General features: G+C 40.3%; 19 protein-coding genes, 2 pseudogenes and 1 riboswitch. Of the genes and pseudogenes, 13 read left to right on the plus strand and 8 right to left on the minus strand.

Annotated elements, in window-relative coordinates:
* Window positions 1-184: 184 nt before the first annotated feature.
* Window positions 185-661, plus strand: a complete 477-nt coding sequence (locus LA20531_RS08505; protein ID WP_082589015.1) for a GNAT family N-acetyltransferase — start codon at window positions 185-187, stop codon at window positions 659-661.
* 89 nt (window positions 662-750) lie between these two features.
* Window positions 751-1,223: pseudogene (locus tag LA20531_RS08510) on the plus strand (helix-turn-helix domain-containing protein).
* A 33-nt stretch (window positions 1,224-1,256) separates the two neighbouring features.
* On the opposite strand, the gene LA20531_RS08515 reads toward LA20531_RS08510, so the two are convergent.
* Genes LA20531_RS08515 through LA20531_RS08525 form a run of 3 tightly spaced genes read right to left on the minus strand, consistent with a single transcriptional unit; the run spans window position 1,257 to window position 3,784 of the window.
* Window positions 1,257-2,072 (minus strand): PTS system mannose/fructose/sorbose family transporter subunit IID, encoded by an 816-nt coding sequence (locus LA20531_RS08515; protein ID WP_056939943.1) that lies wholly within the window; start codon window positions 2,070-2,072, stop codon window positions 1,257-1,259.
* The gene (locus LA20531_RS08520; protein WP_056939917.1) at window positions 2,047-2,859 is read right to left on the minus strand and encodes a PTS mannose/fructose/sorbose/N-acetylgalactosamine transporter subunit IIC; all 813 of its coding nucleotides are present in this window, start codon (window positions 2,857-2,859) and stop codon (window positions 2,047-2,049) included. Before LA20531_RS08520 ends, LA20531_RS08515 begins: the two co-directional genes overlap by 26 nt.
* 10 nt (window positions 2,860-2,869) lie before the next feature.
* Complete coding sequence (locus tag LA20531_RS08525) at window positions 2,870-3,784, minus strand: PTS sugar transporter subunit IIAB (protein ID WP_082589013.1); 915 nt, start codon at window positions 3,782-3,784, stop codon at window positions 2,870-2,872.
* Window positions 3,785-4,093: 309 nt separating this feature from the next.
* Here LA20531_RS08525 and LA20531_RS08530 point away from each other — a divergent pair, with 309 nt between their 5' ends.
* Window positions 4,094-4,930 carry an aldo/keto reductase gene (locus LA20531_RS08530; RefSeq protein ID WP_056939916.1) on the plus strand — a complete coding sequence of 279 codons (837 nt, stop codon included), beginning with the start codon at window positions 4,094-4,096 and terminating at the stop codon, window positions 4,928-4,930.
* A 67-nt stretch (window positions 4,931-4,997) separates the two neighbouring features.
* Here LA20531_RS08530 and LA20531_RS08535 read toward each other — a convergent pair whose 3' ends face one another.
* The 3 genes from LA20531_RS08535 to LA20531_RS08545 form a co-directional block, all read right to left on the minus strand.
* Window positions 4,998-6,332 carry a solute carrier family 23 protein gene (locus tag LA20531_RS08535; RefSeq protein WP_056939915.1) on the minus strand — a complete coding sequence of 445 codons (1,335 nt, stop codon included), beginning with the start codon at window positions 6,330-6,332 and terminating at the stop codon, window positions 4,998-5,000.
* Between the two features lie 10 nt (window positions 6,333-6,342).
* Window positions 6,343-6,873: a bifunctional pyr operon transcriptional regulator/uracil phosphoribosyltransferase PyrR gene (pyrR, locus tag LA20531_RS08540; RefSeq protein ID WP_056939914.1), complete on the minus strand. Its 531-nt coding sequence runs from the start codon at window positions 6,871-6,873 to the stop codon at window positions 6,343-6,345.
* 198 nt (window positions 6,874-7,071) lie between these two features.
* Window positions 7,072-7,863 carry a Cof-type HAD-IIB family hydrolase gene (locus tag LA20531_RS08545; protein ID WP_056939913.1) on the minus strand — a complete coding sequence of 264 codons (792 nt, stop codon included), beginning with the start codon at window positions 7,861-7,863 and terminating at the stop codon, window positions 7,072-7,074.
* 126 nt (window positions 7,864-7,989) lie between these two features.
* On the opposite strand from LA20531_RS08545, the gene LA20531_RS08550 reads away from it, so the two are divergent.
* Window positions 7,990-9,459 carry an MFS transporter gene (locus LA20531_RS08550; protein WP_056939912.1) on the plus strand — a complete coding sequence of 490 codons (1,470 nt, stop codon included), beginning with the start codon at window positions 7,990-7,992 and terminating at the stop codon, window positions 9,457-9,459.
* A 31-nt stretch (window positions 9,460-9,490) separates the two neighbouring features.
* Here the strand turns inward: LA20531_RS08550 and LA20531_RS08555 are convergent, their stop codons facing one another.
* The gene (locus LA20531_RS08555; RefSeq protein ID WP_056939911.1) at window positions 9,491-10,690 is read right to left on the minus strand and encodes an MFS transporter; all 1,200 of its coding nucleotides are present in this window, start codon (window positions 10,688-10,690) and stop codon (window positions 9,491-9,493) included.
* Between the two features lie 91 nt (window positions 10,691-10,781).
* Between LA20531_RS08555 and LA20531_RS08560 the strand changes: the two genes are divergently transcribed.
* The 4 genes from LA20531_RS08560 (at window position 10,782) to LA20531_RS08575 (ending at window position 15,425) form a co-directional block, all read left to right on the plus strand.
* Window positions 10,782-11,864, plus strand: a complete 1,083-nt coding sequence (locus tag LA20531_RS08560; RefSeq protein ID WP_056939910.1) for a M42 family metallopeptidase — start codon at window positions 10,782-10,784, stop codon at window positions 11,862-11,864.
* 97 nt (window positions 11,865-11,961) lie between these two features.
* Window positions 11,962-13,584: an ABC-F family ATP-binding cassette domain-containing protein gene (locus LA20531_RS08565; RefSeq protein ID WP_056939909.1), complete on the plus strand. Its 1,623-nt coding sequence runs from the start codon at window positions 11,962-11,964 to the stop codon at window positions 13,582-13,584.
* 96 nt (window positions 13,585-13,680) lie between these two features.
* A complete protein-coding gene (locus LA20531_RS08570) occupies window positions 13,681-14,601 on the plus strand; it encodes an aldo/keto reductase (protein WP_056939908.1) in 921 nt (306 codons plus the stop codon).
* A gap of 50 nt (window positions 14,602-14,651) precedes the next feature.
* Window positions 14,652-15,425 carry a hypothetical protein gene (locus LA20531_RS08575; protein WP_056939907.1) on the plus strand — a complete coding sequence of 258 codons (774 nt, stop codon included), beginning with the start codon at window positions 14,652-14,654 and terminating at the stop codon, window positions 15,423-15,425.
* A 102-nt stretch (window positions 15,426-15,527) separates the two neighbouring features.
* Here LA20531_RS08575 and LA20531_RS08580 read toward each other — a convergent pair whose 3' ends face one another.
* Window positions 15,528-16,346 carry a transporter substrate-binding domain-containing protein gene (locus tag LA20531_RS08580; RefSeq protein ID WP_056939906.1) on the minus strand — a complete coding sequence of 273 codons (819 nt, stop codon included), beginning with the start codon at window positions 16,344-16,346 and terminating at the stop codon, window positions 15,528-15,530.
* A 167-nt stretch (window positions 16,347-16,513) separates the two neighbouring features.
* Here LA20531_RS08580 and LA20531_RS08585 point away from each other — a divergent pair, with 167 nt between their 5' ends.
* The 5 genes and pseudogenes from LA20531_RS08585 to LA20531_RS11940 all read left to right on the plus strand — a co-directional run.
* On the plus strand, window positions 16,514-16,954 hold the full coding sequence (locus tag LA20531_RS08585; protein ID WP_013437386.1) for a MarR family winged helix-turn-helix transcriptional regulator: 441 nt from the start codon (window positions 16,514-16,516) through the stop codon (window positions 16,952-16,954).
* Window positions 16,954-18,684, plus strand: a complete 1,731-nt coding sequence (locus LA20531_RS08590) for an ABC transporter ATP-binding protein (protein ID WP_056939905.1) — start codon at window positions 16,954-16,956, stop codon at window positions 18,682-18,684. Before LA20531_RS08585 ends, LA20531_RS08590 begins: the two co-directional genes overlap by 1 nt.
* On the plus strand, window positions 18,684-20,453 hold the full coding sequence (locus tag LA20531_RS08595; RefSeq protein WP_056939904.1) for an ABC transporter ATP-binding protein: 1,770 nt from the start codon (window positions 18,684-18,686) through the stop codon (window positions 20,451-20,453). The genes LA20531_RS08590 and LA20531_RS08595 overlap by 1 nt, the downstream gene beginning before the upstream one ends.
* Before the next feature lie 26 nt (window positions 20,454-20,479).
* Window positions 20,480-20,572, plus strand: a riboswitch (TPP riboswitch).
* Window positions 20,573-20,622: 50 nt separating this feature from the next.
* A complete protein-coding gene (locus LA20531_RS08600) occupies window positions 20,623-21,201 on the plus strand; it encodes an ECF transporter S component (RefSeq protein WP_056939903.1) in 579 nt (192 codons plus the stop codon).
* Window positions 21,202-21,380: 179 nt separating this feature from the next.
* Window positions 21,381-21,656: pseudogene (locus tag LA20531_RS11940) on the plus strand (MFS transporter); the annotation flags it as partial.
* Window positions 21,657-21,695 lie beyond the last annotated feature (39 nt).

The raw sequence follows: 21,695 nt of genomic DNA on the forward strand, positions 1-21,695 counted from the left end.
AAATTATATAACATAGATAAAAAGAACAGGTCGAATGATCTGTTCTTTTTGCTTGCTATCGTATTTTTTGATAAAATATGTGTGTAAAAATATTATATTTTTTAGTTTAATAGAAAAGAAGGATACTATTTTAGATTCTAAGCCCGCCCGATGGGGCACAAAAGCATATCGTGACGCTAAGCAGTTGTACATGAAGGCATTCCCAGCATGGGAAAGATTCTCAATGTTTTCACTCTTAGCAATGTCACTTCACCGTAACGTTAAGTTTCACGCAATTTATGATGATGGCAAGTTCTGCGGCATTACTTATTATGCTGAAAATGACAACACCGTCTATCTGACTTATTTAGCAGTTAGTGAGAAGTTGCGCGGACAAGGATATGGCTCCAAGATTCTGACTATGCTGGAAGATAACTTCCCAGATAAGCAAATCGTGATCGATATTGAACCGGTAACTAAGAAGGTAAAAAATTACAAGCAACGTGTTAGTCGGCTGAAGTTCTACGAGAGAAATGGTTTCCATAGAACAGACCAGAAGTTGAAGGATCCAGATGGAGAATTTGAAGCTTTGACGACTGGTGAAAGATTAGATAAAAATAGTTTCATTAAAACTTTACGTCAAATGAGCTTTGGCTTTTATCAAGCTAGGGTCGAAAAATAAAAAGGGAAGCACTGCTGTCGCTAATGCAAGCAGTGCTTTCTTGTTAGGTTTATGTTGTTTTGCCAAAATTAACTTGTGAGGTGAAAGATATGGAATTTAGTGATCAAATTAAACAACTGAGAAAGGAAAACAACCTGTCACAATCTCAGTTTGCGGAGAAGTTGCATATCACAAGACAGGCAGTGTCAAACTGGGAAAACAACCGTAATTTGCCCGACTTGGAAATGTTGATTGAGATCAACTGTGTCTTTCATGTCTCATTAGATCAGTTAATTTTAGGAGACGACAATATGAACAAGATGACGCAAAAATTGATTAAAGATACAGACGAAAATCGCAAGGCTAAGTACAACATGATTACGGCTTTAGTCGGCGGATTTTAATGGCTCTCGGCTTTATTTTCTTCTTTATCAAGGCTAATTCAGTGGAATACGTTGATAAGCAATGCTTTTTACATGAAAACTTCTATTTGATTCCGGTGGGCTATTTATTCCTCTTTGCGGGAATTATAGTTCTTATTGCCGGGGGAATAGTTTACTTGAGAAATAAACATAAGCATTAAAAAAGAGCTCCGTAAGGAGCCTCTTTTTTGTCTTTAACCCAAAATGTGGAAGTATGATAAGACGATACCAAGAATCAAGACGAACCAGATCATCTTAGTTGATGTAACGCCTTTTTTACCAAGTAACCAGTAGACAAGTGCAACTAGCAGTACTGGTACCAAGGATGGCATGATTTGATTCAAAATCGTTTGCATCTTAAGCGTGATCTTACCGGTATGGAAGACGTACGGTACCTTCGCCTTAATAACGGTAGGAATCAACGCACCAACAACCGTTACACCAAGCAAAATAGCTGAGTCGGTGATGGCGTTCAACTTGCCTGAAGCTGAGTCGATTAACTTAGTACCTTGATAGTAACCCATTGGTAAGAATGAGAAACGAAGGAACAAGATAATAAGATCAACAAGGATCCAAAGGATAGAACCAAGTGGATTGCCTCTAAGTCCCATGTAAGCACCAATTGAACCACAGATAGTTGGAATAATTGCACTGAAGATTGTGTCACCGATACCTGCGAGTGGTCCCATTAAACCAGTCTTGATACCAGCAACAGTGTCTTTAGATTTAATGCCTTGGCTTTCTTCAAGGGCTAAGTCAACACCGATGATGAAGTTACCAACATAGGCATTAACATTGAAGAATTGAGTTTGCATCTGCATCATTTCAACTAATTCGTCGTCTTTGTACCAACGCTTAAGGAATGGCAAGACAGCGTAGAAGTAACCAGGTGCCATCATTCTTTCGTAGTTCCAAGATAATTGACTGCCCCAAAGCCAACGCCAGTTAGCTCTGAATAAATCTCTCTTGGTTAACTTACCTGAATTAGTTTTCGTATTCGCCTTCGTCATTTTCATATTCCTCACTTTCTGTATTATTTGTGTTTGTAGTAGCAGGTTTTTCTTCTAATTTAGCAACTTCGCGTTGGTAGTGAATGTAGGCAAGAGATGCACCTAGTAAGGCAACACCAAGCATTGGAATCTTCATGTAGGAAGCTGCGATAAAACCAATTGCTAAATATGAGATGAAACGCTTAGTTGGTAAGTATCTAAGCAAGATAGCGATACCAACAACAGGTAAGATACCACCAGAAACTTTAAGTCCGTTTGTGAGCCAAGTAGGGATGACACGTAAGATCATTCTTACAACGTCGTTACCAACGATTAAAAGAATGAAGACAGGGATCGCACGTGAAAGTCCCCATGAAAATGTACCCCAGAGGGCGTTTCTTGCGGCTGCGTCCGGATTATTTTCTTTAATAAACTTGTCCATTCTGTGTTGGAAAATGGTGTTGATGAATCGAGCAAGCACATCGAGTTGCACCATTAACAAACCAACTGGAACGGCTAAACCGATCGCAAATTGAATACCTTTACCGGATAAAACGGCATAAACGGTACCAACGATCGCACCAGTCATAAAGTCAGGCATTGAAGCACCACCGTAAGTTGATACCCCAAGGACCATCAATTGCAGGGTTGATCCTACAGCAAGTCCCGTAGTAATGTCACCCATAATAATTCCTGAAACCATACCAATGGCTAAAGGATTGTTCAAAATCGATACAGTTAATTGATCGATAATTACCCAAAAAGCTAGGCAAGTTAATAATAAAATTTGCCACCAAGCTATTGTCATTTTCTACTCCTTACTTAATCATTTCCATGAAATCTTCTTTAGGTTCACTAGGTACCATTTGATGGTAGATGTGGCATCCCTTTTGATCCAAATATTCAAAATCTTCTACATCTTTGTCAAGCACTGCAACACTCTTGGCCACTTGGCGTGAGTGAGGCTTTGTTGACATGTTGCCAACGTTGATCTCAGGTAGTTTCACGTCGAAGTCAACAAGTTGACGAAGAACGCCAGGGTTCTTAACCAGTAATAAAACGGTTTGGCCAACGTATTTGCCTGAATTGATACGACGCGCTGCACCGTGAGCAGTTAAAATGCTGAGGTGAACGCCGTGCGGACATGCAGTCTTAAGACCGGTCTTAAGCACGTCGTTTTTAACGATATCGTCGCCGACAACCATGATGCGATTGAGTTTCAAAGCATTGGTCCACATAGTTGCAACTTGACCGTGAATAAGTCGCTCATCAATCCGCACGTTTTGCATAGTGTGAGGAGTCAAGGTCACGTTCTTGTTAGGCTTTTCTTCCTTTTTAACTACCTTGACTGGTTTTTCTTCCTTCTTCTTGGTCAAACCAACAGGTGCCATGTTGTCGATCGTTTGCTTGATCGCTTCGTCCATTGGTGTCCCCATAACTACGGCAAGCATAAGTGGCATCGATAGACCGCTGTAAACGGCAACGTCGGGATGCTTCTGTTGGTAACGCTGAGCAGTGTTAGCTGGTGTACCGCCTGCGATGTCGACGAGGATTGTTGGTGCTTCGTCGAATTCGCTGGCTACTTTTGTAATCTCTTCAAGTAAGTCATCTTGGTTCATGGTTTGTTTGAATGCGATTGCCTTGACGTTCTTTTGTTCGCCGGCAATCATTTCCACGCTGGCTTTGGTAGCCTTAGCGTATTCGCCATGACTGACAAGTAAAAAATTTGCCATTCTTTCTTCTCCTTTTGTACGTAACAAATAGACATTATACACTAATTGGTCTAATTAATAAAACTACAGTATTAGGGTATTGTCTTGAATTAATTAATATTGGTCTAGTCTATTTTTATGTAAGTGATTACATTGTTGGTAGAATGGGAAAGTTGTGAAACAATAAAAAATCCTTAATCGTTTTTGATTAGGGAGTGAGTTAATCGTAGATTTGTTTAATTTATGTCTTGATGGCAAAATCGTCTTTTTTCTTTCTCCGGAAAATAGATGCTAAAATAATTAAAAAGTTATCTAACAGAGGAAAACATCATGGGAAAATTCGTCACATTAAACAATGGAGTAAAAATGCCACGCCTTGGCTTCGGAGTCTACCAAATCGATGATCTTGCACAAGCGCAACAAGTCGTCGAGGATGGTTTAGAAGTCGGCTATCGTTTGATTGATACCGCGCAAATTTATGGCAATGAACAAGCTGTCGGGGATGCAATCAAGCATAGTAACGTCCCACGTGAAGACATCTTCGTCACTTCAAAAATCTGGGTCGATGATTACGGCTATGACAATACTATCAAGGCCTTCGATGATTCAATGAAGAAGTTGCAACTGGATTACATCGATCTTTACTTGATCCACAAGCCATACAATGATTATTATGGCACCTGGCGCGCAATGGAGCGTTTATACAAAGAAGGCCGCATCCGCGCGATCGGCGTCAGCAGCTTTTGGAATGAACGACTTGCCGATTTGATCACTTTCAATAATGTGAAGCCAGCAGTGAACCAGATTGAAACCAACGTCTGGAATCAAGAGTGGAAGTCACAAAAGTACATGGAAAAAGAGGGCGTACAGCCTGAAGCTTGGGCGCCATTTGCGGAAGGTGCCAACCATATTTTTACTAATCCAGTTCTAGAAGAAATTGCTGCAAAGCATCATAAGACTACCGCTCAGGTAATGCTCAGATGGTTCCTGCAAAGAAACTATGTGGTAATTCCTAAGTCAGTTCATAAGAAGAGATTGGCAGAAAACTTTGATGTCTTCGATTTTGAATTAGATGCTGACGATATGGAAAAGATCAGGACTTTGGATCAAGGTCACAGCATTTTAGAGGATGAGATGGATCCGGAAATTGCGGAAAGTTTTAGATAGAAGACTATAAAAACAGGAGTCCAAATTTAGGACTCCTGTTTTTTGGTTATTCAGTTAGTTTATATATCTATTGGTAAATCTTACCGTCTTGCTTTTGCTTTGCCTTGTTCTTTTCTTCAAGTGTCTTTTCACTGGCGGCCTTCTTAGGTAATAACCAGTTCAAAAGCATACCGATGATAGTTGAAAGAGCAACTGAAGTTAATTGGAAGTTACCGAGTTGGAGGTAGGCACCACCGATACCGATAACCAAGATAACTGAGGCAATCAACATGTTACGCTTTTCGCCAAAGTCGATTTGGTTATCAACTAAAATCTTCAAACCATTTGAAGCGATAGTACCAAAGAGCAAGAATGAAATACCACCAATAACTGGCATTGGAATTGATTCAATCAATGCTGCGAGTTTACCTACAAAACTAAAGATGATCGCACAAACTGCGGCACCTGCAAGTACCCATACTGAGTGAACCTTAGTCATGGCAAGAACACCAATGTTTTCACCATATGAGGTTGTAGGAGGACCACCGATGAAACCGGCGATAATCGTTGAAATACCGTCACCCATCATAGTTCTATGAAGACCAGGATTCTTGAAGAAGTTACGCTTAGTCAATGAGTTAAGCACCATAATGTGGCCCATGTGTTCAGTCATCGTAACGAAGGCAATTGGCGCCATAGCGAGGATGGCTGCTGGGTACCATTTGAAGTGGTAGCTGATACCCATTACGTCAAGGGCTGGAATTGAGAACCAGGCTGCTTTTTCAACACCTGAGAAATCAACAATGCCCAAGAAGCAGGATAAAACGTAGCCACAGATAATCCCAAGCATGATGGAAACCAAACTAGTGAAGCCCTTGAAGCACATTTGGAAGATCAAAGTCATTACCAAAGTGAAGATGGCAACACCGAAGTAAGTTAAGTCATACTTTTGGTGGTTCATCATAGCGTCGTTTGCGGCAGTAGTAGCAAGTGACAAACCAATAACGATAATGATTGGTCCAACCACGATTGGTGGCAAAACCTTGTTAACCCAACCAGAACCAACCTTGGCAATGATCAAAGCCACGATTACGTAAACTAAACCAGAAGCAATCGCACCTTGAGCAACTGCAGGATAGCCGTCAGTCTTCATTAATGCTTGCATAGTAGCAACGAAGGCAAAACTTGAACCTAAGTATGCTGGGATCTTGAAGTGGGTCAAGATCATGTGGACCAAAGTACCGACACCTGATGAAAGGAGGGCGATACTTGGGTTGATTCCGATTAAGATTGGAACCAAAACGGTAGAACCGAACATGGCAAACATATGCTGCAAGGAGAGCAGGATACCTTGACCAAGTTCAGGCTTTTCGTAGACGTCTAAAATCGCGTCCGGGTTTCTAAACTTTTCTTTTTCACTCATTCAAATACTCCTATTTGTTCATGATATCAATGCCGTCTTTGTCATCGACTTCAGTCATTGATACCTTAACTTCTTCATCCATTGCGGTAGGGATGTTCTTACCGATAAAATCAGGACGAATTGGCAATTCACGGTGACCACGGTCGATTAAAACGGCCAAGTTGATTTTAGCTGGACGACCTTGATCCATGATTGCGTCAAGCGCAGCTCTGATTGTTCTACCAGTGAACAAAACATCGTCGACTAAAACAACGTTCTTGTCAGTGATATCAAAGTCAAGTTGTTGACCATGAATCATCTTTTCCTTTTCACTTTCTGGCAGGTCATCACGATATTGAGAAACATCGATTGCTCCAACAGGAACATCAACGTCTTCAAGATTCTTAAGGTTCTTAGCAATTCTTTGAGCTAAGTAAAGGCCACGAGTCTTGATTCCGATTAAAACTAAGTTTTCAGTACCCTTGTTGCGTTCGATAATTTCGTAGGTCATTCGCATTAAGGCACGCTTCATACTGATTGCATCAACAATTTCTTTTGCCATATATTTTTCCTTTCTCGGATGACCAAAAGAAAAAGACCACCAAGGACACTGAGTCCAAGATGGTCTTTCTGTTTCTGCTAGCACAAAAAAGACTAGCTCACGCAGATTTCCTTCTTAGTCTCACAGGACTAACTTTAAAGGTCATCACTATATTTTTCTTATATTAAACTAGCAAAAACGGATATTGTCAAGCAGATTCTAAAGAATGTTCTTTTCGATGTAGTTCAAAACGCCTTCGTCATCGTTGGTGTCAGTCACGTGGTTGGCCACTTCAAGAAGGGCTGGAACGGCGTTCTTCATTGCAACGCCATCGCCGACTTCACGCAACATTTCCAAATCGTTGCCGCCATCACCGAAGGCACACATTTCGCTCAACTTAATACCCAAAATATCGCCGAGTTCCTTTAAGCCGTTGGCCTTGTGGATACCTGGTTGAATAATATCGATGTCGCCGTGACCGCTGCTTGTAACGTCGCTATATTGGTTCAAATTATCTTTGAATAGTTGAACGAAATAATCAGTTTTTTCATCAGGACATTCGATAGCAAACTTCAAAATCTTATCGTGAATATCACTGAAGCTCTTAACTTTTTCTAGGTGGTGGTAGTAGTGGCTAGAAGTCTTGAAGTATCGTTCTGGCAAAATGTCTAAGCCGTAAGCTGCTTGTTCACCACAGACCAAGAAGTTAAGGTTAGGCAATTGATCAAACAAGAATTTTTCGATTGCCTTAACTGCTTCAGTAGGGTAAGAGTGTACCGCATAAACTTTTTCTGGATTACGGATGAGTGCGCCATTTTCAGCGACATAGTCGATATCATCGTAATCGGTGAAGAAATCCTTGAGTTGATAATATTGGTTGCCGCTAGCTACGACGAAGTGAATGCCTTTTTCATCGAGCTTAGAATGAATTTCCTTGAATCTAGCTTCGTTGTATTTGCTTTGTGAATTTAAAAAAGTTCCGTCCATGTCGACAGCGATTAATTTGATCATAAAAATTGCTCCCTTTGAAATGATATTTTTATTTTATCATGAAAGCGCTTACCATTTTGACAATTATGGAAGATATCCTGCATACTATTTTTAGTTGAAAGTTTTTAAGTAAAAGGGTGAGATTGAATGAATAAAAAGCAAATTTCAATGGTAACTTGGTCCTTGCTTTTAGCAAATATTATGTCAGGACTGGACGCTACCATTATTAATACTGCAATTCCGGCGATTGTTTCTGACTTGCACGGAATTCAATATATGGGCTGGATCGTTGCCTGCTTCTTGCTGGGGATGTCCGTTTCAGTACCAATTTGGAGCAAATTAGGTGAAAGAATGGGCAATAAATTTGCTTTTGAACTTTCACTTGTCCTCTTTATTGTAGGGTCGCTGCTTGAAGGGGTAGCGCCAAACATTTACTTCTTCTTAATTGCCCGGATCTTGATGGGCGTTGGTGCCGGCGGGATGGGTTCACTACCTTATGTCATCGTTGGGTATATTTATCCAAATATTAAAAGAAGAACAGTCATTTTGAGCTACATTGCGGCCAGCTTCAGTGCGGCATGTATTGCGGGACCGCTTGTTGGTGGCTGGATCGTTGATGCCCTTTCTTGGCACTGGGTCTTCTACATCAATGTCCCATTAGGACTGATTTCTATTATTTTGAGTTTTGTCTTTTATCGCGATGTGCACAAGGCTAAGGAAAAAGTACACTTTGACAAAATGGGTGCCTTCACTTTGATCGCTGGCTTGTCCTGCTTTTTAGTTGGAATTCAGATGCTGGGTTTAGCTAGTGGTATCATGGTTGCAGCTTTCGTCATTATCGGAATTGCCTTACTTGTTGCCTTTATCTTTGTGGAAAAGAAGGCAGATAGTCCTGTTGTACCGTTGAGTGTTTTTATGAATAAAGCGTTGGTGGGCGACTTTATCCTGTTTGCCCTAGCATGGGGTGCTTATATTTCAGTTAACACTTATTTGCCAATGTGGTCGCAGGCCATTTTAGGGACCTCCGCTTTAATCGGTGGGATAACCTTGATCCCTAACTCCATTTTGGATATTGCCGGTTCACAAAGCGCGCCATATTTCTTGCGTCACTTTAGCAATTATCGTTTGCTCATTATCGATTTTACTTTGATCGTCATTACCGTTTTAGGCTTGATCTTGGTGCCAATGAACACGCCATATCAAATCTTGATGATCATTGCAGCTTTATCTGGTTTAGGTGTAGGTTCGATCTTTGTTATTTTGCAGATCAAGGTGCAGATTGACGCCAGTGAAAAAGATATGGCACCGGCTACGTCACTGAGTTTCTTGATTCGAATTCTTGCTCAAACTGTGATGGCTGCCATTTATGGGGTCATCATGAACTTGGCTTTGGCTCGAGGAATCGCCGGCCATCGCGGCATTACGATGACCATGATGAACAAGTTGAGTGATGCGGAATCGGCTAAGAGTTTGCCAACTGCATTATTGCCAATCATGAGAAGAATTTTCCATTCAGGAATTATCGAAATTATGTATGTGGCACTGTTTTTAATGATTTGTGCGTACGTAGTTAACTTTATTTATAACAGACATGAAGCCAAAAAAGCGGCAGAATAAAAAGCTTGAGATTTTTCTCAAGCTTTTATTTTTACTGTAAATTGCGAATGACGTTGATTCTGAACAAAAGTAGATTGATTAATACGATCACCGTAGTGACGATGAAGACCATGCTATAGTTGAACATCCCTGATACGAATGAACCAAGTAGCGGTCCTACGATGTTGCCGATGTACATAGCCGACTGGTTCCATGAAAAGATACGGCCAGTAACGGCGGCAGGTGAGTTTTTGGTTAACATCGTTTGTACTTGTGGGAATAAACAAGCGTCAGAAAAACCAACTAAGAAGCGCAAAATTCCTAATTCAACTGTGTTTCGTACAAAAGCGGTCAGGAAGAAGAAAATTGATGCCGCAATAAAACCAGCCACGATGATTTTGTGAGTACCGATTTTATCACCGAGTGCACCGAAGCGGGAGGCCACTAGGAAAGTAGCAATCCCAGGAAGGGCGGCGATAACACCAGAGATGAAGACAACGTTGCCATGGCCGTTAAGTAATTGGCGGACATATAGTGAAACGATTGGGTTAATGGAGTTATTAGCTGCTTGAATAATTAAGGTGGTTAATAGCAAACCAAAGATCAGATGAGGCGAACGAAGCGACTTAATTACGCCGCTGGCCTTGTCCAATTTTTTCGCGGTAACTGGCTTAAAGTCGTCTTCATGAATGAAGAATAGAACTAAGATTGAGCATAATAAGAGCAAGCCACCAGTGATCATAAAGGTAATGCGGTATGAAAAAATTGATGTTAAAGCACCACCAACAAGTGGTCCCAGCAAGGTACCGGCAGTGGTCGCTGAAGCAATCGTTCCTAGAGCTTGTCCAGAATTTGTCTTCGGCGTTTCGGTGGCAACTAAGGCATTAGAGTTAGAAATAAAGCCGGCAAATACACCTTGTAGCATTCTAAGCAAAAGCAATTGCCAAACATTTTGGACTAACCCCATGCAGGCGATAACGACGGACATCCCGATTCCGGCCCGCAAAATCATTGGTTTACGTCCTTTTTTATCAGCTAATTTGCCCCACCAAGGAGAAACAACCGCTGAAACGATGAACGTACCAGAATAAACGATCCCGGACCAGAAGTTAAGTTGTTGGTGAGAGAAGTTGCCTAACGTGTTAATGTATAACGACAAGAAAGGCATAATTTCTGAAAATGCGATCCCTGCAATGAAGACCGCGATCGATAAGACGAATAGATTTTTCTTCCAAATAGGTTTTTCTTTCACGATGCAAACCCTCCTAATTTTAGTTTAGCAAAAAATAAAGATAAAGAACTATGATAGAATTTGATGTAAGGACTTACAGAAGGAGAAAATTATGGAAAAAGCACAAGAAATCGAGATGCTCAAAGAATTCTCAGATGCTAACGCTACATCTGGTTTTGAAGAAGAATTCGTTAAACTTTTTACTAGCTATGCAGAAAAGACAGCCAATATTGAGACTGACGGGATGCTCAATGTTTATGCATCAAGGAAGGAAAACAAGGGCAACCGTCCTGTAATTCAACTTGATGCCCACTCAGATGCGGTTGGTTTCATCACCCAGGCCGTTCGTCCAAATGGTTTAATCAAGTTTGTTCCACTCGGCGGCTGGGTAAAATACAATATCCCTGCTTTGAAGGTTAAGGTTAGAAACCGCGATGGCGAATACATCCCTGGTGTTGTCGCAACTAAGCCACCACACTTTATGACTGCTGCTGAAAGAAACAACGTGCCTGACGTTGCCGATATGTCAATTGATGTTGGTTCAAGCAGCCGTGAAGAAACAATTAAGGACTACAAGATCGACACAGGTTGTCCAATCTTTGTTGATGTAAAATGCGAATACCACGAAAAATCTGGTTTGTTCTTTGGTAAAGACTTCGACGACCGTTTTGGTGCCGGTGCGATGATTGACGTTTTGGACAACTTGAAGGGTGAAGAAACTAACTTTGATGTTGTCGCCGCTTTGTCTAGCCAAGAAGAAGTAGGTCTTCGCGGAGCTTACGTAACTGCTAGAAAAGTTAAGCCAGATCTATGTATTGTACTTGAAAGCTGTCCAGCAGATGACACCTTCACTCCTGATTGGCTTTCACAAACCGGTTTAAAGCGTGGACCAATGCTTCGCGATATGGATACTACTTTCTTGCCAAACCCTAAGTTTCAACAATATGCTTGTGACTTGGCTGACAAGATCAAAATTCCATACACTCGTTCAGTTAGAACTGGTGGTGGCCAAGACGGTGCCGCAATTTACTACGAAAATGGTGCACCAACGATCGTTATTGGTATTCCAGTTCGTTATGAACACTCACCATATTGCTTCAGTAGTTACAAGGACTTCAAGGCATCTGTTGATTTAGCTACTGCAATTATTCGTGATATTACCCAGGAAAAGTTAGACAGTTTCAAAAAGTTTTAATCTTAATAAAAATTAAAAAAGCAGGTTTTCTATTTATTAGAGCTTGCTTTTTTGCTATACTTAGACATTATTTTATATTAAAAGTGAGGTATAACGATTGATTACAGTATCCGACTTAAGTCTTAAATTTGGCGGTCGCACACTTTATGAAGACGTAAATTTAAAATTTACTCCGAGCAACTGCTACGGCGTAATTGGTGCAAATGGTGCCGGCAAGTCTACTTTTCTTAAATTATTAGAAGGCAAGCTTGAACCGACTACAGGTTCTATCAGTATTGATCCTAACGAAAGAATGTCTAGCTTGAACCAGGACCACTTTGCCTTCGATGATTTCACCGTTATGGACACCGTAATTCAAGGTCACAAGGAACTTTACCAAGTAATGAAGGATAAGGATGCTCTTTACGCTAAGCCTGATTTTGGCGATGAAGATGGGGTAAAGGCAGCCGAACTTGAAAGTAAGTTTGCCGAACTTGATGGTTGGAATGCTGAAGCAGATGCTTTAAAACTGCTTCAATCTTTAGGTATTCCAGAAGATGAACATCAAACACTCATGAAGGAATTGCCAGAAGCTGAAAAGGTTAAGGTGCTTCTTGCCCAAGCACTTTTTGGTAACCCTGACATTCTTTTACTCGACGAACCGACTAACGGTCTTGATGTGCATACCGTTGAATGGCTTGAAAACTTCTTAGCCGATTATCCTAACATCGTAATCGTAGTTTCCCACGACCGTCACTTTTTAAACCAGGTATGTACTGAAATGTGTGACGTCGACCGTGGCAAGATTCAACTTTACGTTGGTAACTACGACTTCTGGTATGAATCAAGCAAGTTGGCTAATGAACTGGCAGCTAACCAAAATGCTAAAAAAGAAGAAAAGATCAAGCAACTGCAAGAATTTATTGCTCGTTTCTCAGCTAATGCTTCTAAGTCTCGTCAAGCTACTTCACGTAAGAAGCAACTTGATAAGATCACTTTAGACGACATTAAGCCATCTTCACGTAAGTACCCATTCGTTAAGTTTGAAATGCACCGTGATCTTGGTAATGACTTAGTTAAGGTAGAAAACGTTTCTTACTCAGTTGATGATGAAAAGATTTTAGACAACGTTTCATTTATCGTGCGTCCTGGTGATAAGGTAGCCTTTTTATCACGTAATGCTTTGGCAACTACAGCCTTGCTTGATATCATTGCTGGCAAGATTAAGCCAGATTCAGGTACGGTAACTTGGGGTCAAACTACTGCCTTTAACTACATGGCACGCGATTTGAACGCTAACTTCAATAACGATGACTTGACCATCTTGGATTGGCTGCGTCAATACGCTACTAAGGAACAAGACGACAATACTTTCTTGCGTGGTTTCTTAGGTAGAATGCTATTTAGCGGGGATGAAATCGAAAAGAAGATCAAGGTTTTATCCGGTGGGGAAAAGGTACGTTGCCAATTGTCCCGCATGATGCTTGAACCAGCTAACGTTTTAATCATGGATGATCCAACCAACCACTTGGATTTGGAATCAATCACCGCTTTAAATGATGCTTTGTTCTCATATCCTGGTTCGATTTTATTCACGTCCCACGACCACGAATTCATTCAGACTATTGCCAACCATATTATCGAAGTTGGTCCTAAGGGCATTGTTAGTCGCCAAGACACCACTTACGATGAATTCTTGGACAAGGATAGTATTCAAGAACAAGTTGAAAAAATCTATTAATAAGCAAGAACTGATTTGCCAATTAGGTGAATCAGTTTTATTTTGGGTAAAAATAGCGCATAATAAAAGAAAACTAGTTATGAAAGGGCTTTTATTATGAAGCAAATAAAGATGGGTTCTACTACTTTGGATATTCCAGCTATGGCACTTGGGATTATGCGAATGGATCAAAAGAGCATTCCAGAAGCTCAAGTTGCCATTCAAGCCGCTTATGATTCCGACATTAATTTTATCGATTCTGCCGATATTTATGGCGGTGGCAAATCTGAAAAAGTTTTTGGTCAAGCTTTAAAGCAAATGAACCTGAAACGTGATGATTTGTTCATCCAATCCAAGACCGGTATTGTCCCAGACAAACGTTATGATTTCTCAAAAGACTACATTTTAAAGGGTGTTGACGGTATTTTAGATAGAATGGGGCTCGACTACTTGGACGCCCTTGTACTCCACAGACCAGATGCTTTGTTTGATCCGGAAGAAGTAGCTGAAGCCTTTGATCAACTGCAAGCTAGCGGCAAAGTACGTTTCTTTGGTGTTTCTAACTTTGATGCAGCCCAATTTGAATTATTGCAAAGTGCATTGAGCCAGCGTTTGATGTTCAACCAATTACAATTTGGTTTAAAGCACACTGGCATGATCGACTTTGATATGCACATGAACATGCTTGATGATCCTTCAGTTGATCGTGATGGACAATTCTTAGATTATGCGCGTTTGCACCATGTTACCGTTCAAACCTGGTCACCATTCCAATACGGGATGTTTGAAGGTACTTTCATTAACAATGACGGCTTCCCTAAACTGAATGCGGAATTGCAAAAGTTAGCTGACAAATACAACGTAGGTAAGAATGCCATTGCAGCAGCCTGGATCTTACGTCACCCTTCGAACATGCAAATGCTAGTTGGTTCAATGAATCCAGAACACATTAAAGATTCCGCAAAAGGCAGCGATATTGAGCTTACTAGACAAGAATGGTATGACTTATATCTTGCAGCAGGTAACTATTTAGCTTAAAAAATTAGTTATAGTACGGCTGTAGATAGAGGAAGGAGGGGAGACTTATCATGCAAAAACAAGATATGATCTATGAAGATTTTATGGAAGATCGTACAATTAAAATGTTCAAGGATGACGAATTGAACTATTCTGTTTATGTTCAGGTTTTTACTACTGATAACTTGCCGTTTTCACCAATTACCGGTGATAAAAAACATATCTTTTTTGACTATGACCAAGCAGCCACAGATGGCGTTGCAATTAGTGATGTGTGCGGCAACAAGTTCAATCAAGTTACACAAAAATATGAAGTTACGGACCACACCTATGTTGTTGGAAAAGTAGTTAAGCAAAGTCTTCCTGAAGATAAAGCACTCTTATTGATGAAGAAGGCCGCTCATAATATTATTGCGGAACTAAATAAACCGGTTCTCATGTCTAAGATGAAGCACCGGCCGCATATTATGAATGATGTTGAGCGTTGCACTCAGCTATTAACCGATGAAAGCGTAGATCTGGGCACTTTAAGCAAAGAAACCGGCATTGCCGAGGATACTTTGCTTAGCTACCGTGATCAGCCTGATTTGCTTAAGAATGCTTATCATATTGAGCTTAAGAAATTAGTAGCTAAGTACTTTGAGGTCTTCTTTAATCGTAATGAAATTGAACGTTTTCGTTTCATGTTGATCGATATTGTTGGGGCTTACTTGAAAGAGAATAAGGATAATCCAGCTGTTTATGATCCAGCATATGAACTATATATGATGTGCCAAGTAGGAGATTGGCATGGCCTGGCCAAGATGGAAGAAACTTGGCGTGCAATGTATGCGGCACATGAATAGACCAAGTTGCTATTTTCGAGTGGCCTAGGTTAAACTATTTACTGGGAAATAATGATTTGTATAAAAAAGCATAGAGCTAACGAATTGCTAGTTCTATGCTTTTTAATATTGCTCAATTTCTTTGATGTTGAAGCCAGGAATATTGCTGAACCATTTCTTAGCAAGACGGGTGTAAGTACCGTCCTTTTTTAATTCATCTAAAGCAGTATTGATGTGCTTCATCATTGCCGTTTGTCCTTTGTTGACAGCAATACCATATGGCTGGTTGGTGAAGGTGCCACCAGTTAGCTTGTAGCCAGGGTTATCGTGCAAGATGCCGGCTAAAATACCATTATCTGTAACTAAAGCATCCCCTTGGTCTGCCTTTAATGCGGCAAAGGCCTGACCATAATCGTCAAACTGCAAGATCTCTGCTTTCGGTGCAAATTTATGCACGGCATCAGCGGCTGTCGTTCCTTTAACGATGAGTACGCGTTTATTATTTAAGTCTTTGACGTTCTTTATTTTACTGTTTTTAGCAACCATAATTGATTGGCCAGCAGGAAAGTAGGGGTTGCTAAAGTCGACCTGCTTTTTACGTTCCGGCGTGATTGTCATAGCGGCAATGACTGCATCGATATTTTTATTTTTTAATAATTGAATCTTAGTGTTTGCGGTCGTTGTGACAAAGTTGGCCTTGGCATTTTTACCAAGCATCTTATGCGTTAAAGCTTCGGCTAAGTCGATTTCAAAACCACGAATTTTACTGTCTTTGACGCTCATTGAGCCAAACAGTGGCGTATCTGCTTTGACGCCCCAATTGATGGTCTTAGTTTGTCTAACCGTTTGATAAACACTCTCATTTTTCTTTTGGCCACATGCAGATAGTGTGATAGTAATTAAAGCAATTAAAAAAGTTAAGTAGAATTTTTTTCTATTCATATACCTCCACCTTGTCTGGATATTGATTTTTTAATTATAGCAGACGGTTCTTTTTTTAAGGAAAGATATTTTCATTTTAAATTATTTCTTAAAATTTATTTGAAAATAGTCCACACGTGTACTAATATATTTTAGTACATGCAGAGACTAAATATAGAGGTGAGAAAATGGATATTAGCGATACAGCGAAGTTAAATTTAGCAATTGTTCATGGCAGTCATGGCTATGACTATTGGGATCAAACCCATGGAATGACTAGTTACTTAAGTATGATTTTATATGAGTTAACCATTCGTAAGAAGTTAACTCAAAAGCAACTAGTTGATTTAACGGATTTGCCCAAACAGTCAATCAACAAGGGGATCAAGCAGTTAATTGAATCGGGCTATTTATCGATGACAGTTGACCCACAAGACAAGCGAGTCCGCTTTTGTGAATTAACACCAACCGGTGAAAAATTTGCTCATGAAAAATTGCATTCTTTATTTGAGATTGAAGATAAAACAGCTAAAAAATTAGGCAAAGAAAAAATGAAGCAACTCACTGCTTTAAATGAAGAATGGAGTAATACTTTTTGGCATTTCTTAACTGAAGAAAGGAGTAATTAATGCAGACTTTTAAAATCTTAATGCCGTACTTTAAACGCTATAAAAAAGATGTTTTTGCGGCTTTTGTAGCGATTATCGTATCGGCGTTTGCGACACTTTATCAACCACGTTTACTTGAAAATATTCAACGTGCAATCATGGCTGATCAAAGACAATCAGTCATTCGCTATGGGATTATCTTAATCGTTTTAGGAATTGTGGCAATTATTTCAGGTATTTTCAACGTTTACTACGCTGCCCGTATCGCACAGGGTGTAACGAGTGACTTGCGTGAAGATACATATGCTAAGATTCAAAGCTTTTCTTTTGGTAATATCGAAAAGTTCTCAGCAGGGTCACTTACTACACGACTCATCAACGACATGAACCAGATCATGAACATGATTATGCAGCTTTTTATGCAGCTGCTTAGAATGCCGATTTTAATCGTCGGTTCCTTCATTTTCTGTATTGTCATCATTCCACGTTACTGGTGGGCAACAGTTGTGATGGTCGTCTTGATCATGGTTTTTGGTACTTACGTATTACGCCAAATGAATAGCTTGTTTGAAAAGTTCCAAAAGACCATGGATAAAATTTCTGGTCAAGCACAAGAAACTTTACAAGGTGTACGTGTAGTTAAGTCCTTTAACCAAGGTCCACAAGAAATTAAGAAGTTTGATCAGACCTCAGATAAGTTGAATGACTACAACATCGTAATTGGTTACTGGTTCTCTGCCATTATGCCAGCCTTCCAATTGATTGCTTACCTGGTAATGACTTTGGTTGTTTACTTAATTGGCCGCAGCATTACACAGCACCCAACCGATGTCGCCGTAGTTAGTCCTTTTGTTAACTATATTTTGACACTTCTTTGGACCATCATGATCGCCGGAATGACCATGATGCAATTTGCCAGAGGTAACATTTCTCTTGGCCGTATTAAAGAAGTGCTTGATACCGAACCAGACGTTAAGTTCGTTACTGAAGGTTCAACTCAACCTTTGAAGGGTAGCGTCGAATTTGATCACGTTTCCTTCACTTATCCTGATGGTGATGATGAAACCTTGAAGGATATTTCTTTCAAAATTAAGCCTGGTGAAATGGTGGGTATCGTTGGTGCGACCGGTTCAGGTAAGTCTACTTTGGCCCAATTGATCGCCCGACTTTACGATCCAACCAAGGGTGAAATCAAAATCGGTGGCGAAAACGTTAAAGATGTAACTGAAGACGCTTTGCGTAGCACCGTTTCATTCGTTTTGCAGCGTGCCGTTTTATTCTCAGGAACGATCGCTTCCAACTTGCGTCAAGGTAAATTACATGCACATTTACATGAATTGCAACGTGCTGCCAACATGGCGCAAGCTTCAGAATTTATTGAACGCTATAACGACTCATATGATCACGAAGTTGAAGAACGTTCTGCCAACTTCTCTGGTGGTCAAAAGCAAAGATTATCAATTGCTCGTGGTTTGATTGCTAAATCACCAATTTTGATTTTGGACGATTCAACTTCAGCCCTTGATGCCGAATCCGAAAAGAAGGTTCAACAAGCCTTAGAACATGACTTGCCAGATACAACTACCTTCATCATTGCGGAAAAGATCGTCTCAGTAGTTCATGCAGATACTATTTTAGTTTTGGATGATGGTAAGTTGGTTGCTCAAGGGACTCACGAAGAATTGCTTAAGACTTCACCTGTTTACCAAGAAATCTTCAAGACACAAAAAGGCAAGAAAGGGGTGGAATAATGGGAGACACAAGAAAAGCAATCAAGTACTTTGTTAAATATTTAAAGCCCTACTGGAAAGGTATCACCATCGTTGTTGTTCTTTCCCTAGTTTCAAGTGGTGCACAAGTTATCGCGCCAACTTTCTTGGGTAGAGCCGTAACTGATTTGACCACATACTTATCCGATTTAAGAAAAGGTACTGCTAGTTTAAATACTTTCTATGGTGCATTATGGTCAATGCTGGCCTTTTACGTATTGAGTCAAGTTGCCATCTTTATTGCTTGGATGGTCATGTCCAAATTTAACGCGGACTCAACCAATGATATGCGTGAAAATCTTTTCGCTAAGTTCCAAAGAATGCTCGTGCGTTACTTTGATACGCACCAGGACGGTAAGCTGCTTTCACTCTTTACTTCTGACCTGGACAACATTTTCAACGCGATGAACAACGCGATTTTTGAAATTATTTCCCAGGGAATCATGTTCATTGGAACAATTGTGGTTATGTTTATGGTTAACGCTCAACTTGCTTGGACGACGATTGCGACCACGCCATTAATCTTGATCGTCAGTGTTTTAATTATGAAAAAAGCTCGTGTATATCTTGATAAACAACAAGATGAAATCGGGGACTTGAATGGTTACATCACTGAACAAATCAACGGTGAAAAGGTAATTATCACCAACAATTTGCGTAAAGAATCAATCGGCGGTTTTAAGACCTACAACAATCGCGTAAGAAACGCTATGTTCAAGGGACAATTCTACTCAGGTATCTTGTTCCCATTAATGAACGGTTTGAACTTGCTTAACTTGGCGATCGTTATTGCCATGGGTGCCTGGATGATTATTTCAGGACAAGTTACGCAAGCAATCGGTCTTGGTTTAATCGTAACTTTCGTTGAATACTCACAAACTTACTTCCAACCTTTAACGCAAATTACTTCAATCTACTCTATGATCCAACTTGCCTTAACTGGTGCTAGAAGACTTGCGACAGTTGAAGAACAAAAAGATGAAGATGATGTGCCAAATGGTAAGCAAATTCACGGCTTAAAGAATGGCGTTAAGCTTGAAGATGTTCACTTTGGCTATGACAAGAATAAGGAAATCTTGCACGGTGTGAACATTTCCGTAGATAAGGGTCAGTCTGTAGCCCTAGTTGGACCAACCGGTTCGGGTAAAACTACTATCATGAACTTGCTTAACCGTTTCTACGATGTCAATTCCGGTAAGGTAACGTTCGATGGTACGGACGTGCGTGATATTCAATTGAAGTCGCTGCGTGATAACGTTGGGATCGTGCTCCAGGATTCTGTTTTATTCAGCGGTACGATTGCCGACAATATCTGTTACGGTAAGCCGGATGCTTCAATGGATGAAGTAATTTCTGCAGCTAAGCAGGCTAATATCCACGACTTTATCGAGAGCTTGCCTGACGGCTATAAAACTGAAGTAAACGACAGCAGTTCAGTCTTTTCAACTGGTCAAAAGCAGCTAGTTTCAATTGCGAGAACGATTTTGACTGATCCAGACTTCTTGATCTTGGATGAAGCTACTTCAAACGTTGATACTGTGACTGAAGAAAAGATTCAAAAGGCGATGGATGCTGTGATTGCAGGGAGAACTAGTTTCGTGATTGCGCACCGTTTGAAGACAATTTTGAATTCCAACAAGATTGTCGTCTTAAAAGACGGTAACGTCATCGAAGAGGGCAGTCACGAACAGCTTTTGAAAGAAAAAGGATTTTACTATAAACTTTATACTGACCAGACATCATTTAGTTAAAGTGGTATACTGAGACTAATTGAATAGTTAGTCACTAGGGGTGCTTGAATAAGCTGAGAAATACCCTTTGAACTTGAACAAGGTAATGCTTGCGATAAGGAAAGTGTAAATTAAAATAGATTATTAATGTACTCCTACTGGCTAGAATAGTTAGTTAGGAGTATTTTTTATGTTTACACGTTCATCGAAATGGAATGTTAAGTCGATTATTTTAGTAGCCTTGATTGGGATCATCATGGGGGTTATCTACACCTATGGTTTCAACAATGTGTATAACTTGGTTAAGTTGAGTTTTTTGCCAACGGGTTATGCACCAGTTGTGGATAATATCTTCACGGGTCTTTGGTACATGGCAGCACCGCTTGCAATGTACTTTGTGCCCACAGTAGGTTCCGGTACGATTGGCGAATTAATTGCCGCTACAGTAGAAATGGCGATCGGTGGCCAATGGGGCGCACTTACCATCTTGGAAGGTTTGATCCAAGGTGCCACTAACGAGATCGGCTTTTTCCCTAAAAAGTCTCGTTACGAAAGATTTTCTTGGGCCAGCGTCTTAACCGGTGCCTTCTTTGCCAACCTTGGTGGTTTTATCCCATCATATTTCATCTTTGGTTGGAGTCACTACCGTCCAAGCTTGCAAATTTTGATGTTTATTACCAGTATGATTTCTGCTTTATTATTTGATGGCGTTTTGGTTAAATTGATTACCAACTTGTTTGATAAGGCACTTAAGCCCAAGACAAAATAACTATAATCAATCCCTTTTTGACATATACACACTTTTATATGACCATATCTATGCTAGAATGGATTATAGGATGCATGCGCTTTCATAAAGAAGGGATTTATATGAAACGATCGAAGGAAGAAAAAGAAGCTGAAGCGGAGGCCATTAAGAATTGAAATCCGCGTTATAAGCATAATGTCATTATTTATTTGTGGATTTACGGCATTTTAGGTGCAGTCACTGGGATTACCAACGATGCAGCTTTGTCATATTATAAAATCGTTGCGTCGCACCTGATTTTCGGGTTAAACATTTTTAATGCAGCAACTGCGATTTTGATGTCCATTATGATCGCAACGGTGCACAAGTGGGGTTATCGTAAGATCTTGCTTATTTTGCCGCCAATGACCGCAATCTTTATGGCTTTAACCTGTGTAACGACCAATCAGTTTATTATCATGATCGCCTATGCCATTGTGGGTGTCATCGATGGTTTGCTCACTGAATTCTACTTG

Source organism: Lactobacillus amylovorus DSM 20531, from assembly GCF_002706375.1.
Lineage (GTDB): Bacteria > Bacillota > Bacilli > Lactobacillales > Lactobacillaceae > Lactobacillus > Lactobacillus amylovorus.

Coding starts and splice junctions, on each gene's coding strand:
- LA20531_RS08515 (WP_056939943.1), bottom strand. CDS start 2,072: ATGACGAAGGCGAATACGAAAACTAATTCAGGTAAGTTAACCAAGAGA.
- LA20531_RS08520 (WP_056939917.1), bottom strand. CDS start 2,859: ATGACAATAGCTTGGTGGCAAATTTTATTATTAACTTGCCTAGCTTTT.
- LA20531_RS08525 (WP_082589013.1), bottom strand. CDS start 3,784: ATGGCAAATTTTTTACTTGTCAGTCATGGCGAATACGCTAAGGCTACC.
- LA20531_RS08530 (WP_056939916.1), top strand. CDS start 4,094: ATGGGAAAATTCGTCACATTAAACAATGGAGTAAAAATGCCACGCCTT.
- LA20531_RS08535 (WP_056939915.1), bottom strand. CDS start 6,332: ATGAGTGAAAAAGAAAAGTTTAGAAACCCGGACGCGATTTTAGACGTC.
- pyrR (WP_056939914.1), bottom strand. CDS start 6,873: ATGGCAAAAGAAATTGTTGATGCAATCAGTATGAAGCGTGCCTTAATG.
- LA20531_RS08545 (WP_056939913.1), bottom strand. CDS start 7,863: ATGATCAAATTAATCGCTGTCGACATGGACGGAACTTTTTTAAATTCA.
- LA20531_RS08550 (WP_056939912.1), top strand. CDS start 7,990: ATGAATAAAAAGCAAATTTCAATGGTAACTTGGTCCTTGCTTTTAGCA.
- LA20531_RS08560 (WP_056939910.1), top strand. CDS start 10,782: ATGGAAAAAGCACAAGAAATCGAGATGCTCAAAGAATTCTCAGATGCT.
- LA20531_RS08570 (WP_056939908.1), top strand. CDS start 13,681: ATGAAGCAAATAAAGATGGGTTCTACTACTTTGGATATTCCAGCTATG.
- LA20531_RS08575 (WP_056939907.1), top strand. CDS start 14,652: ATGCAAAAACAAGATATGATCTATGAAGATTTTATGGAAGATCGTACA.
- LA20531_RS08580 (WP_056939906.1), bottom strand. CDS start 16,346: ATGAATAGAAAAAAATTCTACTTAACTTTTTTAATTGCTTTAATTACT.
- LA20531_RS08585 (WP_013437386.1), top strand. CDS start 16,514: ATGGATATTAGCGATACAGCGAAGTTAAATTTAGCAATTGTTCATGGC.
- LA20531_RS08590 (WP_056939905.1), top strand. CDS start 16,954: ATGCAGACTTTTAAAATCTTAATGCCGTACTTTAAACGCTATAAAAAA.
- LA20531_RS08595 (WP_056939904.1), top strand. CDS start 18,684: ATGGGAGACACAAGAAAAGCAATCAAGTACTTTGTTAAATATTTAAAG.
- LA20531_RS08600 (WP_056939903.1), top strand. CDS start 20,623: ATGTTTACACGTTCATCGAAATGGAATGTTAAGTCGATTATTTTAGTA.